The organism is Planosporangium flavigriseum, from assembly GCF_011947225.1.
In the GTDB taxonomy this organism is placed as follows: Bacteria; Actinomycetota; Actinomycetes; order Mycobacteriales; family Micromonosporaceae; genus Planosporangium; species Planosporangium flavigriseum.
In genome coordinates, this window is record NZ_JAATVW010000004.1 from 321,353 (window position 1) to 337,822 (window position 16,470).

Consider the following 16,470-nt stretch of genomic DNA (forward strand, 5'->3'; position numbering starts at 1 on the left):
GGCGCACGCCCGTCTTGACGCGAAGGGAAGTCCCACGTGGTGATCAACGTGGTGATCCTGGCCGCTGGCCTGGGCACCCGACTAGGCCGTCCCCATCCCAAGCCGCTGACCCCGTTGGCTGACGGGCGGAGCATCCTGCGCCAGCAGTTGGACCACCTGCACTCCAGCTTCGACCGGCAGGCGCACATCACGATCGTGGTCGGGTACAAGATGGACCTGATCATGGAGGCGGCGGCGGCGGACGCGTCGTTCGTCTACAACGAGCTGTACGACCAGACCGGTACGGCCAAAAGCCTGCTCAAGGCGTTACGGCTGGCCCCGCCCGGCGGCGTCCTGTGGCTCAACGGCGACGTCGTCTTCGTCCCCGGGCTGCTCGCCGCGCTCGTGCCGCACATCGAGGCCGGCCGTAGCTTCGTCGCCGTGAACACCGCGAGCGTCGCCGACGAGGAGGTCAAGTACACCCTCGACGACGACGGGTACATTTTCGAGCTGTCCAAGAAGGTGGTCGGCGGCCTCGGGGAGGCGGTCGGCATCAACTACATCGCCGCCGCTGACCGCGCCGTGCTCACCGAGCACCTGGAGAACTGTCCGGACAACGAGTACTTCGAGTACGGCCTGGAGACCGCGATCCGGGACGAGGGCCTGCGGGTGACGGCGGTGGACATCTCCGCGTACGGCTGCGTCGAGGTCGACTTCGAGCCCGACCTCGACCGGGCCAACGCCCTGGACGGCGGCCGGTGACCACGGCGACCCGGCCGGGGCGGCACACCGCGGCCGATTTCCTGGCCCGGAACCGGGGCGGGGGACTCTTCACCGAGACGATCAACCAGCGGATCGGGGCGCACCTGTCGGTGGCGGCCGAACGGCTGGGCGCGCCGCCGAGCGTGCTGACGCTGGCGAACTTCGTCCTCGGGCTCGCCGCCGCGGCACTGGTCATGCTGAGCGCCCCGGCGATGGCTGACGGACGCGTGTCGGCTCTGCTGGTCGGGCTCGCCGCGTTCGTACTCTGGCAGTTGGCGTACTCGCTCGACTGCGCCGACGGCCAGTTGGCCAGGGTCACCGGCCAGGCGAGCCCGGCCGGGGCCCGCCTGGACATCCTGTGCGACGTCGCGCTGCAGATCGCGCTGGTCACGACGGTGGCCCGGGTCGCGTACGCCTACCACCCGGGCACGCCGATCTGGCTGGCGGCCGTGTTCGCCGGCACCTGGATGGTCAACCTGGTCACGTCCGCGCTGCAGCAGGGCGCCTCGGCGGGCAGCCTCGTCGCCAGCCGTTCAGTCGTCGTCCGGGTGATCAAGCTGGTGCGCGACTACGGTGCCGTCGTGACCGTCATCGGACTGACCCTCGCCCTGATACCCGCGTGGACCGTGTGGCTCATGGCCGCGTTCGTGCTCATCAACGGTGGGTTTCTGCTGGTCAGCATCGTTGCGGCCGCCCGCGCGAGCCTGAGTCGGAGCTGACCGGGGTGCGGGGCGTACGCAACGCGCGCTGGGTGACGGCGGGACTGGCCGACCAGTTCGTCATGGCGTGTGCCAACGCGGGCAACACCTTGCTGGCGCTGATCCTGCTCTCGCCGCACCGGGCCGGCCTCATGATCCTGTCGGTGAACCTGGCGTACCTGGTCATGTACCTCACCCGGGCGTTCGTGGGCGACGTGCTCCTGGCGCTCGCGTCCCGCTACGACGGGGCGCGCCGCGACGATCTCGTGCGCAACGGCCTGGCCGCGGCCGTCGGCATCGGCGCGGTCGCCGCGGTGGTGCTGCTCATTGTGTGGGCGGTATGGCCAGGCAAAGGCAACGTCGCCCTGCCCGATCTGGTGTGGATAGCGCCGTTCATCCCCTTGATTCTGCTGCATGACACCGGCCGATTCAGCTACCTCGCCAACCGGGAGCCGGAGAAGGCGCTCAAGATCGACCTGGTCTGGGTCGGCACGCAGGCCATAGCGGTCGTCGCGATGGTTCTCTTCGGTCTGACCAGCGCCGGTGGCCTGATGGTCTGCTGGGGCGTCGGCGCGGCGGCGGGAGCGGTCGTCTTTCTGCTGAGTACGGGGCATCGGCCGTGGCAGGGCAGACCACTGCGGTGGACGGCCGAGACCCGGCACCTGTCGGGTTGGTTCACCGTGACCGCGCTTGTGGGCCAGTTCCAGGTACAGGCGATCGGGTTCATCGTCACCGCTCAACTCACCCCCGCCGCGTTCGCCGCGATCCGTGGCGCGCAGACCGTGCTGCTCCAGCCCGTACAGAACTTCCTCATGGCCGTACAGGGTCTTGTCGTGCCGCGGGCGTCGCGGTTGGCTGGCGACGCCGCACCCCGGCCGGGTGGCGAGGGGTCGGATGCGGCCAGCGCCCTGCGCCGTCTGATCCGACTGCTGGCGCTCGCGTTCGCGGGCCTGGCGATCGTGATGATCGTGGCGATGTGGCCGCTCGCGGAGTTCGGCCTGGTGCACATTCGCAAGTTCGCCGGCATCGCGTCGCTGGCGCTGCCGACGAGCTTGCAGGCAGGCCTGTACATGGTTCAGTTGCCGTTCGCAGCGGCGTTGCGGGCGATGCACCGGGCCCGGATGCTGTTCGCTCAGTACGTGGTCTTCACGACCGTGAGCCTGACCGGTCTGGTCGTCGGCGCCCACCTCCATGGGCTGGAAGGCGCGGCGTGGGGCCTGACGGTCGGCGCAGCGGCCGGGCTGGTGACGATGGTCGGCCTGTACTTGTACTCGCTTCGCTTCCTCGGCTCCGCGGAGCCGGACCGCGTCGGGGACGCGGAACCGGCCGGCGTGATCACGCAGTAGTCGTCGCGTGCTCGGCCGGGCGCTCGGCGACGGCCTGGCTCGGGCGCAGCACCAGCCACGCCTCGCCGGCCACCAGCAGAATCCACAGGGTGCCGCCGGTGGTGCCGAGGAGCCAGTCCGCCGTGGCGATCGTCGGTACCGACCCGAAGGCGGTGACCGTCAGCCAGGCCGGCGGTGCGCGCCGGACCCCGGCCGCGCCGTCCGGGCCGGGTACGCGGGGGCCGCGCCACGCGTACCACAGCAGCAGTCCGAGGCCGAGCAGGAAGGCGAGCTCACCGAGCACGCCGCCGCGGCGCAGCGCGCCGACCGCCGCATTGTCGGTGGTCAGTTTCATGTTGTTGCGTACGACGACCGCGCGCGTCGTCTTCGTGTCGCCGAAGGCCTTCTGTACGAGGTTGCCGTCGGCCCACTCCCGGCCGACCTGCTTCCAGCTCTCGGTCCGGCCACTGGTCGGGTCGCCCGCGTCATAACGGGCCTTGAACAGGAACCCCTGGCCGCCCACCTCGGAGACGACGAGGACCAGGGCGGCGACCGCCAGCGGCGTGACCATCGCGACCCAGACCCGGCGGTACGAGGGCAGGTCGGCGCCCCGGCGGCGCCAGATCACGTAGGCGTGCACGGCTGCTGCGGCGGCGAGGTACACGAAGCCGGTACGGGAGTTGGTCATGTACACCACCCAGCCGGCGAGCAGCGTCACCGCCAACCGCTGCCACAGCGCGAACGCCCGGTCCACCCCGATCCGCACGGCCATGACGACAGCGATCAGGGCCAGCGAGTTGGGGTGGTACATCAGCCACTTGCCGCCCCAGAACCGGTGCACCATGACCTCGGTGCCCCAGCCGTTCTGCGGGATGACGTGGCGGTGCTGGAACAGGTTGCCCGACCCCGAGACGAGCAGTGCGGCGATGGCGAGTCCGAACGCGCCGACGATGCCGACGGACAGGTCCCGGCCGCGGTCGCGGCGCACGCCGGCGACGACGGCGAGGACCGCGAGGCCGAAGATCCCGGCGTACCCGATCCGCTGCGCGCCGACGGTGAAGGCCCCGACGAGCAGCGCCCCGACGATGCCGAGCAGCCAGTACGCCAGCCCTAACCAGGCGCTGCCCAGGCGGGGTAGCGCCGGCAGGTCACGCAGCCACGACCAGCTCCACCAGGCGAAGACGACCCCTTCGACCGCCAGCACCGCCCAGACGACCTTGCCGTCGGCCATGTACGTCCAGCTCACCATCCCGGCGAGGACGAAGAAGCCGCCGATGACCAGGCCACGGACGGTCACGCCGGGCAGCGTGGTGACGAACCAGACGATCGCGGCGGCGAGGGCCCCGGCGATCAGAGCACCCAGGGCGTACAGGACGGAGCGGCTGTGCAGAAGCTCCGCCACTCCGGTCGCGAGCGCCAGGACGGCGCCGGCCCCGATCGCGACCCGGTTCGTCATGTGGCCACCTCTTCGTAGATGTCGATCAGCCGCTGTACGAGCACGTCGGGAGCGAAGCTCTCCTCGTACCGCTGCCTGGCTGTTGTCGCGAGACGCGCCGCACCCGCGTGCGCGGCCTTGAGCCCCGCGGAGACCGCGACCGGCTCGGGCTCCACGACCCAGCCGGCGTCGCCGACCAGATACGGGATCCCGCCCATTGTCGTGCCGAGTACCGGGCGACCGCACGCCAAGGCCTCGAGGACGATCGTTGGCAGTACGTCGTGCCAGACGGACGGGGCCACCACGCACGCCGCGGCGGCGATCTGGGCCAGCGTCGCGGCCCGGTCGAGGGGGCCGAGGTAGGTCACGTCGGCCCGGGACGCGGCGACGGACTCGGCGAGGGGGCGCAGCGGCCCGTCGCCGGCGATGCGCAGGGTCCCCAGCTCGCCCTCGGCGTACCCGCGCCAGGCGTCGAGCAACAGGCCCAGCCCCTTCTCGGGGGACAGGCGCGCAGCGAACAGGAAGCCTCGGCCGGCTGGACCGGCTGGACCGGCTGAGCCGGGGGTGGCGAGTGTGGGCCAGGGGTCGGGGATCGCGTTCGGCTTGACGCTGATCCGGTCGGCGGGGATGCCGTAGTCGCGCAGGTGGTCGGCGATCGCCGAGGTCAAGGCGATGTACCGGTCGACCGAGCGCCAGGTGCCCCGGTGGACCGCGAGGGTGGCCGCCATGATGGCGCTCTGCGCGCGCGAGCCCCGGTAGCAGGCGTGCTGGACGGCGGGCAGCCCGAACACCTTGCCCCGGCAGTCGTGGCAGACGTGCCCGTCCCGGAAGTAGAGGCCGGGGGCGCAGACCTGCCGGTAGTTGTGCACGGTCTGGATCACCGGCACGCCGTGCTTGTGCGCGGTGCGGACCACCCACGGCGACAGCAACGGGTACGGGTTGTGCAGGTGGAGCACGTCCGGCTGCTCGGCGCGGAGCAGGTCGGCCAGCGCCTGCTGGGAGGCCCGGTTGTAGATCGGAGAGAGCGGCAGCAGCGCCTGCTGGGCCGCCGGCAGGTCGCCGATCTCGTCGGAGCTGCGCAGGAACGGCACGACGGTGACGCCGGCCGCGCGCAGTTGCGCGATCTCGGCGTCGACGATGATGTTTTCGCCGGACGGCGACGCCGCGGCGTAGCGGTTGTGCGCGACGACGATCTTCAGGCCGGGCTTCATAGCGCAGATGAGCCTACGTCAGCGGCATGATCTCGGGCAGACTGAACGGGTGCCCGAACTCCCCGAGGTCACCGCGCTCGCCGCCTACCTGCGCGAGCGGGCGGTCGGACGCCACGTCGAACGCGTCGAGGTGTCCGCGATCAGCGTGCTCAAGACATACGACCCGCCGGTCACCGCGCTGGCGCGGGCCGAGGTCACCGACGCGACCCGGCACGGCAAATTTCTCGACGTCATTTTCGACAGCGGTCTCCATCTCGTTGTCCACCTCGCGCGGGCGGGCTGGCTCCAGTACCGGGAGGGGTTCGCCGGCAGCACGCCGCTCAAGCCGGGCAAGGGGCCGATCGCGCTGCGGGTACGCCTGGACGACGGGTCGGGCTTCGACCTGACCGAGGCGGGTACGCAGAAGAAGCTGGCGGCCTATCTCGTTGCCGACCCGGCGCTCGTGCCCGGGGTCGCGAAGTTGGGGCCGGACGCGCTGGGCGCCCCGCTGGAGGTGTTCGCGGAACGGTTGCGATCCCGCCGGGGTCAGGTCAAGGGAGTGCTCACCGACCAGGCGGTGCTCGCCGGCATCGGAAACGCGTACTCCGACGAGATCCTGCACCGGGCGAAGCTGTCGCCGTTCGCGATCACCGATCGGATCTCAGCCGAGGCGATGGCCCAGCTTTACGAGGCGACCCGCACGGTGTTGACGGACGCCGTCGAGCGGTCGGTGGGGCAGCAGGCGGCGACGCTGAAGTCCGAGAAGCGCTCCGGCCTCGCCGTGCACGCGCGTACCGGCCTGCCCTGCCCGGTGTGCGGCGACACGATCCGGGAGGTGTCGTTCGCCGATTCCAGCCTGCAGTACTGCCCGACCTGTCAGACCGGCGGCAAACCGCTCGCTGATCGCCGTCTGTCCCGGCTGGTTCGGTAGCCGGCAACACAGCCCGTACGCTCGTCTCGTGCGTCCACGCTGGGTATTTACGCTCGCCTTCGCCGCATTCTTTCTGATTTCGGCGGCGTGGGCGCTCGCTCTGCCGGTCAACGGAACCTACGACGAGAAGCACCACATCGTGCGCGCGTACGCGGTGGCGGCCGGTCACTGGCTCCCCGACGGCCCGGCGTCCGACGGCACCACGTTCGGCAGCGAGGGTTTCGACGTACCCGCGAGCCTGCTCCCCGGCAATGTGGACTGCGCGGTGGGCGCCAAGCGGCGGGGGCCGGCCTCCTGCCAGACGCCGGTCGCCGGCGGCCAGCTGGTCAGGACGCCCAGCGCCGCCGCCCGGTACTCCCCCGTCTACTACCTACCGGTGGGGCTGCCGCTGCTGGCGATGCCAGACGGGACCGGCATCCTGATCGCCCGGCTGGTTTCCGCGCTGATGTCGGCGCTGCTGCTCGCCGCGGCAGCCACGACCGCGGTGCGCCTGGGCAACCGGGTTCTGGTCGCCGCGGTCGCGCTCGTCGCCACCCCGATGGCGATGAATCTGGGCGGTTCGGTCAACCCCAACGGACTGGAGATCTCGGCGGGTGTGCTGCTGTTCGTCGCGCTCTCCGCGCTGCTGAACGGGCCGGTCACCCGGCGGTTGCTCGTACTCGCCGGCGTCGCCGCGGCGATCCTGTTGACGGTGCGTCAACTTGGTCCGGTGCTCCTCGCCGTCGATGTCGCCGCCTGCGCTGTGGTCGCCGGCCGGGCCCGGCTGACCGCGCTGGCGCGGTCCCGGAGCGCCCGGTCGATATTGGGCGGCTGCACCGCGCTCGGAGTCGTCCTCGCCGGTGCGTGGCTGGCGGTGTCCGGGGGGGCGGACGCCGCCTTCGTGCCGCAGCGCGTGGTGCACGGCGACCTCGCCCCCCACATCGTCACCGACCGGGTGCCGTTCTACGTCCGGCAGGTCGTGGGCCAGTTCGGGTACGGGGAGACCACGCTGTCGCCGTACGCGATCTGCCTCTGGTACCTGCTCTGCCTGGCTGTGGTGGTCCCGGCGCTGGTGCGGGGTGGAAGGCGGCTGCGGCTCACGATCGCCGGTCTCGGCGTGTTCTGCCTGGCGATGCTGGTAGCCCTGGACTGGCATTTCGCGCCGCTGTCCGGCTGGTTCTCCCACGGCCGGTACGCGATGCCGACCGGCGTCGGCATCGTCCTGCTCGCGGCGCTGGCGCGGCCGGTCCGACGGCCGCACTGGTTGCCGGCCGCCCTCGTCGTGGCGACGCTACCGGTCCACCTGTATGCACTCGCCCGGGTGATGACGCGCTTCTCCAGTGGCATGGACGCATCGCTCAACCCCTTCGCGGGCGGTTGGCACCCGGCGGGTGGCGCGGTGACGCCGTTGCTCGTCGCGGTACTCGGCTTCGTCGCACTGGCCGCCGTGGGATGGATCACGCAACGTAGCGCGTACGCATCGCCTGGTACCGTTCTCGGCGAGCCGGATAACGGATGCGTCACGCCAATCGGACAGAGCGCGAGCAGGGACACGAAAGCCTCGACAACCGATGCTGCGAGCCTCTAGTGTCGTGCGGTCGTCACTTAACGTCCCCTGCGGCATCGCGCCCTGAGGGGCGGATGAACGAGTGGGTCGCCACAGTGGCGGGGTCGACGCTCAGTGATGGAGTTGGATGAACGCGCGGGCGGGCAGGAGCATCGGACGGGCAGTTGCCGTCGGCCGATGGATGCCGAGGACCCGGAGGGCGCCGCGGTGACCACAAGCGCGCAACGTCCGGCGAGCAGAGTGAGCCGGAGAACCAGCGTGCAGGAGCTTGACAGCTTCGAGATCATCCCAGAAGCGCCACAGGCCCCCAACGGAGTTCCGCGGTCGGCATGGTTTCGCGCCCGCCGCCGCTCCGCCTGGTACCGGATCTACAGTGCGCTGCTGGTTGTCCTCGACGGAGCGGCCGTCGCGCTGGCCAGCTTCACCGCCATCACGTCGCTCGACCAGTCCCGAGCGGGCTTCGAGCGGGAGCTCGGCCTTTTCAACCTGATCGCATACCTCCTGCTGCCGTTGGGCTGGGTGGTCGTGCTGTGGGCACACGGCTGCTACGACCGGCGCTACCTGGGCAGCGGTACCGACGAGTTCAAGCGGGTGGTCCGGGCATCCTGGACCATGATGGCGGTAGTTTCCTTCCTCGCCCTCGTGTTCAAGGCGAACCTCTCCCGGTTGGCGGTCGCTGTCGCCCTCGTCGGTGGCCTCGTCTACGTCCTCGTCGTCCGCTACGGCGCGCGGAAGCTGCTCTACTTCGCGCGCGGCCACGGCCTGGCAACCCACCGGATGCTGCTGCTCGGCACCCTGCCCGAGGCGATGGAGGTCCTCACCGCCATCAACCGCAGCCCGGAGGCCGGTCTCGTCCCGGTCGGCATCCACGCCACCGAGGGGTACACGGCGCGGCGCAAGGAGCCGCCGGTTCCGGTGTTCGCCGGTCGGGACGTGGTGTCGCTGGTCCGCGAGTTGGGTGCCGACACGATCGCCTTCTGCGGCTCCGCCAGCGCGGAGCCGGGTGAGCTCCGGCGGCTCGCCTGGCAGTTGGAGGGCACCGGCGTCGACCTGGTCGTGGCGCCGCAGTTGACCGACATCGCCGGCCCCCGGGTGCACATCCGCCCGGTCGAGGGGCTGCCGCTGCTCTACGTCGAAGAGCCGACGCTCTCGGGCCTCTCCTGGCTGGTCAAGAACCTGATCGACCGACTGGTCGCGCTCGTCGGCCTGGTCCTCCTGCTGCCGCTGTTCATCGTGATCGCGATCGCGATCCGCGTGTCGGATCCAGGGCCGGTCTTCTTCCGGCAGGCTCGGGTGGGGCGGGAGGGCCGCACCTTCCGGGTCTGGAAGTTCCGGACCATGTACACCGACGCCGAGGACCGCATCGCGGAGCTACAGGACCTGAACGAGACCGACGGGCTGCTGTTCAAGATCCGCAACGATCCGCGCGTCTTCCCCGTCGGCAAGTTCCTCCGCGCCACCTCCCTTGATGAGCTACCGCAGTTCATCAACGTGCTGCTCGGGGAGATGTCGCTGGTCGGGCCGCGCCCGCTGCCGGCCGAGGACGGTGACTTCCTGGGCGACGTACGCCGGCGGCTGCTCGTACGCCCCGGAATCACCGGGCTCTGGCAGGTGTCCGGCCGCAGCGACCTGTCGTGGGACGACGCCGTCCGGCTCGACCTGTACTACGTGGACAACTGGTCCCTGATGCTCGACCTGCACACCATGTGGCGAACGATCGGTGTCGTACTGCGCGGCAAGGGTGCGTACTAGACCCATTGCGGAGATCTTGACGCGCGGGTGACGATCGACGGCGTGTGGGCCAACCTGTCGGCGGCGCTGGCCGTCCTCGCACTCCTCGCCGCGCTCGTCGCCGCGGTGTGGGCGGTGCTGCGGTTACGCGCGCGACCGGGCATCGCCACGGCCGCCCAGCGCGCCACGTACGAGGTGCTGCACATCGCGGCGCTCGCCGCCGAGCCGCTCCAGGCCGGGCTCACCGCGGCGGCGGCCGGCAAGGCAGCAAGCCACCTGCGTGCTCTCACCGGCGCCAGCGGCTTCGCGATCGCGTCGACCGACGGGATCCTCGCGCTAGACGGGGAGGGCGAGCATCACCGGGCGCAGCTCGCGGCGGCGGCCGCGAAGGTCGTCGGAAGCGGCCGTTCGGTGGTCCTGGGCGCCGACGAACTCTCCTGTGACCTTGTTGACTGTTCGGTCCGTGGTGGCGTCGTCGTACCCGTCGAGCGAGGCGGTGGTGCCATCCAGGGCGCCCTGGTCGCTGTCAGCGACCGGCCGGTCGCCCCCGGACTCGTACAGGCGACCGTCGAGACCGCGCGCTGGGTCGCCGCCCAGGTCGCCCTCGCCGAACTGGACTTGTCCCGGGCCCGGCTCGCTCGCGCCGAGATACGCGCGCTACGGGCACAGATCAGCCCGCACTTCATCTACAACGCGCTGACGGCGATCGCATCGTTCGTCCGTACCGATCCCGAACGGGCCCGGGAGCTGATCCTCGAGTTCGCCGAGTTCACCCGGTACTCGTTCCGCGCGCACGGCGAGTTCACCACGCTCGCCGACGAGCTGCGCTCGATCGACCGGTACCTGACGATCGAGCGGGCCCGCTTCGGCGAGCGGTTGCAGGTACGGCTGCAGATCGCCCCCGAGGTGCTACCGGTCGGCGTGCCGTTCCTATGCCTGCAGCCGCTGGTGGAGAATGCCGTCCGGCACGGGCTTTCCCGTAAGCCGGGGGTCGGAACAGTCAGCATCATCGCCCGGGACGCGGGCGCCGAGTGCCACATCACCGTCGAGGACGACGGGGTGGGTATGGACCCGTCGGTGCTCGGCGGGCCGGCGTCGGCCGAGGACGAGACGAACGAGTCGGGCCAGCACGTGGGGCTGAGCAATGTGGACGAGCGGCTGCGGTCGGTCTTCGGTGACGAGTTCGGGCTCGTGGTCGAGACCGCGCCGGGCGCGGGAACGAAGGTGAGTATGCGGATACCCAAGTTCCATCCGGTCGTACGCGCTCGGAGCGCCGCATGACCGCGGACTACCCCCGGGTCGCGCCGGCCCAACTCCGGGTGCTCGCCGCCGATGACGAGCCGCCGGCCCTCGACGAACTGGCCTTCCTGCTCCGGGCGGATCCCCGCGTCGCCAAGGTGAGCACCGCCGGCGACGCGACCGAGGCGCTTCGAGTACTGCGCGACACCGACGTCGACGTGGTGTTTCTCGACATCCGCATGCCGGGCCTGGACGGCATGGAACTGGCCCGGGTGCTCGGCCGGTTCGCCAAGCCGCCCGCGGTCGTGTTCGTCACCGCGTACGACGACCGCGCCGCGGAAGCGTTCGACCTCGGTGTCACCGACTATGTCCGCAAACCGGTACAGGCCGATCGTATCGCCGAGTCGCTGCGGCGGGTCCTCGCCGGGCGGCTCGTCGCGGCTCATCCCGCGGTCGCCGGGCAGCGGGAACGGGCCGACGACCCGACCATCCCGGTCGAACTGGCCGGCACGACCAGGATGCTGCCCCGCTCCGCGGTGTGCTGGGTCGAGGCGCAGGGCGACTACGCGCGCCTGCACACCGCCGACGGGTCACACCTGGTACGGGTGCCGCTGGCGACCCTGGCCGAGCGCTGGGCGGACGCCGGGTTCGTCCGCGTGCACCGCTCCTACCTGGTGCAGCTCAAGCTGATCACCGAACTGCGCCTGACCGGAGGCGGGTACGTCGTGGTGGTGAGCGGCCGGGAGCTGCCCGTGTCCCGCCGGCACACCCGGGAGCTCAAAGATCGGCTGGTACGCGCGGCGAAGCACAACTGGGGCGGCTAGACAGCGACCGGATCAGCGCTGCTCGACGGTGACGTTTCCGCTGTCCGTACGGAGCTTGATGCGGTTCTTCGCGGCCGGGTCGGTCGGTACGCGTACGTGGGAATCGCCCGAATCCGTCGTCGCGGCGACCTGATAGCTCTGCCCGCCCGGCACGGTGATCCGGACGTCGCCGCTGCCCGTTTCGGCGTTCACGTCCTGCGCCGACGTCAGTGCGAGCGTCGCGTTACCCGACCCGGTGTGCGCCGTGGTTCGCGGACCGCGCAGGTCGCGGGCGTCGATGTCGCCGGATCCGGTGTCGAGGGTGGTCGCTCCGGCCGCTCCGGCCACCCGCACGTTCCCCGAGCCGGTCCGGCCCGCGACGCTGCCGGCCACGTCGGACAGGTCGAGGTCGCCCGAACCGGCGCTGACGGCCACGTCGCCGGCGACCCGGCGGATGCGGACCTCGCCGGAGCCGATGTCGAGCGACACCGACGCGACGTCGCTCAGCGCCACGTCGCCGGAGCCGTTGTGCCCGGTGACCCGGATTCCACGCGGGGCGGTCACCTCGTAGTCGACCCAGCACACCCGCCCGCAGTCCGTGTTGAGGGTCAGGGTGTCGCCCTTGACGGAATCCGTCGCGCCGGGCCGGTTATCCCGGTAGAAAATGTGCCGTTTCACGCGGATTGAACCATCGGACGAGCCGGAAACCGTCACCGACCCGGCCCCGCCGGCGATGGCCACGGTGCCGATCGCGCCCTCCACCGTCCGCTCGTCACGGAACTCGTTCCTGGCGGCCCCCACGTTGCAGCCGCCCAGCGTCGCCACGGCCAGAACGCCGATCCCACCCACCAACATCCTGCGCATGCCTGGAACGTACGGGCGGGGGGACCCGAAGGGCATCCGGGACACACCCCGAGTTAGCCCTGATCATTCAGCCGGTGACCGACCACCTGGCGCAGCGTCGCCTGTACCTCGCCGGGTGAGCCGTTGGCGTCGACCACGGTGAACGACTCGAACTCCGGCAGCGACCGGTACCCCGTGGCGGCATCGGACAGGTAGGACAGCGATTCGGAGTCGGTGCCCCGCCGTTCCACCCGTCGGTGGGCCTCGACCGGAGCGACGTCGAGGAAACACACCAGATCTGGTCGGGGGAACACCGAGTACAGAATGCGGGCGAAGCGATCACCTTGGTCGGCGCGGGTCCGCATCGTGACGTACTGGCAGTACGAGTACCGGTCCATCACGGCGGTCCGCCGCGACAGGCGTGACCACACCACTGCCCGACAGATGTTCAGCCAGCGCAGGAGCGTTTCGACGAGCGTGAAGCCGCGGCGCCCCAGGAGGTCGATCGCATCGGCGCGGCCCAGCCGGTGCGCGAGGCGGCCCAGGAACAGTCGGCCACCCGGGTTTGCGAAGTAGGTGGCGGTGGCCCCGCACGTCGTCAGCCATTCGGCCAGCATCTTGGCTTGCGTGGTCTTGCCCGAGCCGTCGATGCCGACGAGCGCGACGATTACTGGATGTGCCACTCCACCGAGAGTAACCGAGCCGCGCCAGCGTAGGCGGTGCCGCTGGCCCCGGCCGCCTCCACCGAATCTTCACACCGGCCGCCGGCCGCCTCCACTTCAGATCAATAGAGTGCGACGTCATGAGCCAACGCCGTGTGCTGGTCGTAGAGGACGAGCGGACGATCGCCGAGTCGGTCGCCGCCCGGCTTCGCGCCGAGGGCTTCACCGTCGACCTCGCCCACGACGGCCCGACCGCCGTCGCCCGGGCCCAGGCGCTCCACCCTGACCTGGTCGTACTCGACGTGATGCTGCCCGGCTTCGACGGGCTGGAGGTCTGCCGGCGGATCCAGGCCGACCGGCCGGTGCCCGTCCTGATGCTCACCGCCCGCGACGACGAGACGGACCTGCTGGTCGGGCTGGCGGTCGGGGCCGACGACTACCTCACCAAGCCGTTCTCGATGCGGGAGTTGGTGGCGCGCGTGCACGCGCTGCTACGCCGGATGGAGAAGCTGGCGGGCGCGGCTGTCCCGGCGATCATTATCGGGGACCTGGAGATCAACCGTGCCGAGCGCCGGGTACGGCGGAGCGGCGTCGAGGCACACCTCACGCCGATCGAGTTCGACCTGCTGGTCCACCTGGCGAGCCGCCCCCGGACCGTACTACCGCGCGAACGCCTGCTCGCCGAGGTGTGGGGCTGGGCCGACGCGTCCGGTACCCGTACCGTCGACAGTCACATCAAGGCGCTGCGGCGCAAGCTCGGCGCCGACCTGATCCGGACCGTGCATGGCGTCGGGTACGCCCTGGAGGTGCCGGCATGATGGACCTGCTCCCGCGCCCGCTCGACCCGTTGCGCTCGATCAAGGTCAAGCTCGGGGTCACGCTCGTGGGTGCCGGCGCGGCGGGAATCGGCGTGTTCTGGTACGGAATCGGATGGCTCCCGCCGGCGACCGCCGTCACCGCCATCACCGTCGCCCTCGTGACCTCGCAGGTGCTGGCCCACGGGATGACCGCGCCGCTGCGGGAGATGACCGCCGCGGCGCGCGCCATGGCGCGCGGGGATTACACCCGACGGGTACGGGCGACCTCGCGCGACGAGGTCGGGCAGCTGGCGGTCGCGTTCAACCAGATGGCAGCGGATCTCGCCTCGGCCGACCAGCAGCGGCGCGAGCTGATCGCGAACGTGTCCCACGAACTGCGTACCCCCATCTCGGCGCTGCGGGCCGTGCTGGAGAACGTCGTCGACGGCGTGGCCACCCCCGATCCGGCGACGCTGCGGACGGCGTTGGCTCAGACCGAGCGGCTGGGCCGGCTGGTTACCGAGCTGCTCGACCTGTCCCGCATCGACGCGGGCGTCCTCGCGCTCGATCTGGAGGAGTTCCCGGTCGCCGATCTGTTCGCCGACGTCGTGGCGGAGGCCGAGGTCGCGGCGGCGGCCGGGGACCGGACGGTGGTCTTCCGTACCGAGGTCGAGCCGGCGGACACATGCGTCCACGCCGATCGGGAGCGGCTGCACCAGGTGGTGGTCAACCTGCTGGACAACGCGGTCCGGCATGGCCCGGCGGACGGCACGGTCACGGTGCGCGGATTCCGCGACAGCGGCCAGCTGATCATCGAGGTGCGCGACGAGGGGCCGGGGATCCCGCACGAGGCGCGGCACCGGGTTTTCGAGCGCTTCACCCGCGGTGAGCGGTCGACCGGAGGCGGTACCGGGCTGGGCCTCGCGATCGCCCGCTGGGTGGTCGAACTGCACCACGGCACGATCTCCGTCGTCGACTCCGGCGGATCACCCGGCTGCCACATCAGAGTCAGCCTGCCCTCCACTTAGAAGCCTCATCCAATTCTCGCGCTTCGCCGTCGGCGACAAGCGCCACTTCATGCTGCCCAAGAACTGGAGTGATGCCGGATGGAAGACAGCTCGAAACCCCCGCTGCCCGGGCGCACGGTGCTCGGTGCCGTCCTCGTCGCCGCCGTGCTCGGGGCCGGAACCGTGACCCTCGACCGACCCGGCCTGGGTTGGCTCCTGACCGGCGTGGCCCTCCTCGCCGTCGCGGGCGTGCAGTTTCACGTCTGGCCCGGCATGACCCGCTGCCTGTGGGCCGCCGCTGGGATCGCGCTGCTCGGCGTCGGTACGGTCCGCGCGGCCGGCTGGCTGTACGCGTTCTGCGTACCGCTGGCGGGTGTTTGCGCGCTGCAGGCCCTGGTCGGTGGGGCGTCGGTGCGGGCCATGCTCGCCGGCGCGCTGACCTGGCCGGAAGCGGTGGTCCAGGCGCTGCCCTGGACCGGTCGCGCCGTGCGGGCCCTGGCGCCCCGCAGCCGGCCACAGGCAGTGGCCCGCCTGCTCGTATCCGCCCTCGTGAGCGTGCTGCTGCTGGTCGTGTTCGGGGCCCTGTTCGCCAGCGCCGACCAGGCGTTCGCGCGGCTGCTCGCCCGGGCTGTACCCGACGTCGAGGCCAGCGGCGCGCCCCGGTGGCTGTTCCTGTTCGTCACCGTGGGCCTCGCCGCGCTCGGCATCGCGTACCTGGTGGCGGCGCCGCCGTCCGTCATCGAGCCGGGCGAACCGGGCAGGCCGCTGCGCCTGGCCGAGTGGGCACTGCCGGTCGCCCTGCTCGACGCGCAGTTCGGGGCGTTCGTGCTGGTACAGCTGACCGTGCTGTTCGGCGGCCGCGACCACGTCCTGCGCCCCGGCGGGCCGGACTTCGCGCAGTACGCCCGCGGCGGGTTCTGGCAGTTGCTCGCTGTCACCTCGCTGACCCTTGCCGTCATCGGCGTGGTGGCGCGCTTCGCGCCCCGCGCCGGCCAGGCGAACCGGGCGGCCATCCGCGTACTGGTCGGCGTGCTCTCGGCGCTCACGCTGGTCATCGTCGCGTCGGCGCTGAAGCGGATGGCACTGTACGAGGAGGCGTACGGGTACACCCGGCTACGGCTGGCCGTCAGCGCGGCCGAACTGTGGCTCGGTCTGCTGTTCGTGCTGGTGCTGATCGCGGGGGTGCGGCGGCGGACGGCGTGGCTGCCCCGGGCCGTCCTGGCGAGCGCGGTGGTCGGGCTGCTCGGGTTCGCCGCACTCGACCCCGACCGGTTCATCGCCGGTCAGAACGTCGACCGGTTCGAGCGCACCGGTCGGGTGGACGTGCAGTACCTGTCGGAACTGTCGGCGGACGCGGCACCCGAGCTGGCCCGGCTGCCGGTAGCTGAGCGGGCCGCCCTCGTGGTCCGGTGGAGCCTGCGCGACGAGCGCGACCCCTGGTACAGCTACAACTACGCCCGCAGCCGCGCAAAGCTCTCCCCGTAGCCACCTCCCCTGATCCTGAAGAGTTTGTGGCGCTCTG

At 71.1% G+C, this 16,470-nt stretch carries 15 protein-coding genes; 11 read left to right on the forward strand and 4 right to left on the reverse strand.

What is annotated here, in order from left to right:
* Positions 1 to 36: 36 nt before the first annotated feature.
* From HC028_RS08565 to HC028_RS08575, 3 genes are read left to right on the forward strand one after another with little or no spacing between them, the layout of a single operon-like run.
* A complete protein-coding gene (locus HC028_RS08565) occupies positions 37 to 741 on the forward strand; it encodes a phosphocholine cytidylyltransferase family protein (protein ID WP_168074937.1) in 705 nt (234 codons plus the stop codon).
* Entirely contained in the window at positions 738 to 1,460 is a 723-nt protein-coding gene (locus tag HC028_RS08570) for a CDP-alcohol phosphatidyltransferase family protein (RefSeq protein ID WP_168074939.1), read from the forward strand. Before HC028_RS08565 ends, HC028_RS08570 begins: the two co-directional genes overlap by 4 nt.
* Before the next feature lie 5 nt (positions 1,461 to 1,465).
* Positions 1,466 to 2,785: an MATE family efflux transporter gene (locus tag HC028_RS08575; protein WP_168074941.1), complete on the forward strand. Its 1,320-nt coding sequence runs from the start codon at positions 1,466 to 1,468 to the stop codon at positions 2,783 to 2,785.
* Here HC028_RS08575 and HC028_RS08580 read toward each other — a convergent pair.
* Complete coding sequence (locus HC028_RS08580; protein WP_168074943.1) at positions 2,775 to 4,220, reverse strand: O-antigen ligase family protein; 1,446 nt, start codon at positions 4,218 to 4,220, stop codon at positions 2,775 to 2,777. The genes HC028_RS08575 and HC028_RS08580 overlap by 11 nt on opposite strands.
* The gene (locus HC028_RS08585) at positions 4,217 to 5,398 is read right to left on the reverse strand and encodes a glycosyltransferase (protein ID WP_168075174.1); all 1,182 of its coding nucleotides are present in this window, start codon (positions 5,396 to 5,398) and stop codon (positions 4,217 to 4,219) included. Before HC028_RS08585 ends, HC028_RS08580 begins: the two co-directional genes overlap by 4 nt.
* 61 nt (positions 5,399 to 5,459) lie before the next feature.
* On the opposite strand from HC028_RS08585, the gene HC028_RS08590 reads away from it, so the two are divergent.
* The 5 genes from HC028_RS08590 (at position 5,460) to HC028_RS08610 (ending at position 11,660) form a co-directional block, all read left to right on the forward strand.
* Positions 5,460 to 6,320 (forward strand): Fpg/Nei family DNA glycosylase, encoded by an 861-nt coding sequence (locus HC028_RS08590; protein WP_168075176.1) that lies wholly within the window; start codon positions 5,460 to 5,462, stop codon positions 6,318 to 6,320.
* Between the two features lie 28 nt (positions 6,321 to 6,348).
* On the forward strand, positions 6,349 to 7,887 hold the full coding sequence (locus tag HC028_RS08595) for a DUF2142 domain-containing protein (protein ID WP_168074945.1): 1,539 nt from the start codon (positions 6,349 to 6,351) through the stop codon (positions 7,885 to 7,887).
* Positions 7,888 to 8,124: 237 nt separating this feature from the next.
* Complete coding sequence (locus tag HC028_RS08600; RefSeq protein WP_239075249.1) at positions 8,125 to 9,618, forward strand: sugar transferase; 1,494 nt, start codon at positions 8,125 to 8,127, stop codon at positions 9,616 to 9,618.
* Positions 9,619 to 9,660: 42 nt separating this feature from the next.
* Positions 9,661 to 10,878: a sensor histidine kinase gene (locus tag HC028_RS08605; RefSeq protein ID WP_168075178.1), complete on the forward strand. Its 1,218-nt coding sequence runs from the start codon at positions 9,661 to 9,663 to the stop codon at positions 10,876 to 10,878.
* Entirely contained in the window at positions 10,875 to 11,660 is a 786-nt protein-coding gene (locus tag HC028_RS08610; RefSeq protein WP_168074948.1) for a LytR/AlgR family response regulator transcription factor, read from the forward strand. Before HC028_RS08605 ends, HC028_RS08610 begins: the two co-directional genes overlap by 4 nt.
* 12 nt (positions 11,661 to 11,672) lie before the next feature.
* On the opposite strand, the gene HC028_RS08615 is transcribed toward HC028_RS08610, so the two are convergent.
* A complete protein-coding gene (locus HC028_RS08615; RefSeq protein ID WP_168074950.1) occupies positions 11,673 to 12,503 on the reverse strand; it encodes a DUF4097 family beta strand repeat-containing protein in 831 nt (276 codons plus the stop codon).
* Between the two features lie 53 nt (positions 12,504 to 12,556).
* A complete protein-coding gene (locus HC028_RS08620) occupies positions 12,557 to 13,165 on the reverse strand; it encodes a dTMP kinase (RefSeq protein ID WP_168074952.1) in 609 nt (202 codons plus the stop codon).
* Positions 13,166 to 13,284: 119 nt separating this feature from the next.
* Between HC028_RS08620 and HC028_RS08625 the strand changes: the two genes are divergently transcribed.
* The 3 genes from HC028_RS08625 to HC028_RS08635 all read left to right on the forward strand — a co-directional run bounded on the left by HC028_RS08625 (position 13,285) and on the right by HC028_RS08635 (position 16,433).
* Entirely contained in the window at positions 13,285 to 13,962 is a 678-nt protein-coding gene (locus tag HC028_RS08625) for a response regulator transcription factor (protein WP_168074954.1), read from the forward strand.
* Entirely contained in the window at positions 13,959 to 14,969 is a 1,011-nt protein-coding gene (locus tag HC028_RS08630) for a HAMP domain-containing sensor histidine kinase (protein WP_168074956.1), read from the forward strand. Before HC028_RS08625 ends, HC028_RS08630 begins: the two co-directional genes overlap by 4 nt.
* A 78-nt stretch (positions 14,970 to 15,047) precedes the next feature.
* Positions 15,048 to 16,433: a DUF4153 domain-containing protein gene (locus HC028_RS08635; RefSeq protein WP_168074958.1), complete on the forward strand. Its 1,386-nt coding sequence runs from the start codon at positions 15,048 to 15,050 to the stop codon at positions 16,431 to 16,433.
* Positions 16,434 to 16,470: the final 37 nt, after the last annotated feature.

Excerpts from the sequence above, each read along its gene's own strand:
- HC028_RS08635 (WP_168074958.1), top strand. The coding sequence starts at position 15,048 with ATGGAAGACAGCTCGAAACCCCCGCTGCCCGGGCGCACGGTGCTCGGT.
- HC028_RS08625 (WP_168074954.1), top strand. The coding sequence starts at position 13,285 with ATGAGCCAACGCCGTGTGCTGGTCGTAGAGGACGAGCGGACGATCGCC.
- HC028_RS08615 (WP_168074950.1), bottom strand. The coding sequence starts at position 12,503 with ATGCGCAGGATGTTGGTGGGTGGGATCGGCGTTCTGGCCGTGGCGACG.
- HC028_RS08630 (WP_168074956.1), top strand. The coding sequence starts at position 13,959 with ATGATGGACCTGCTCCCGCGCCCGCTCGACCCGTTGCGCTCGATCAAG.
- HC028_RS08610 (WP_168074948.1), top strand. The coding sequence starts at position 10,875 with ATGACCGCGGACTACCCCCGGGTCGCGCCGGCCCAACTCCGGGTGCTC.
- HC028_RS08580 (WP_168074943.1), bottom strand. The coding sequence starts at position 4,220 with ATGACGAACCGGGTCGCGATCGGGGCCGGCGCCGTCCTGGCGCTCGCG.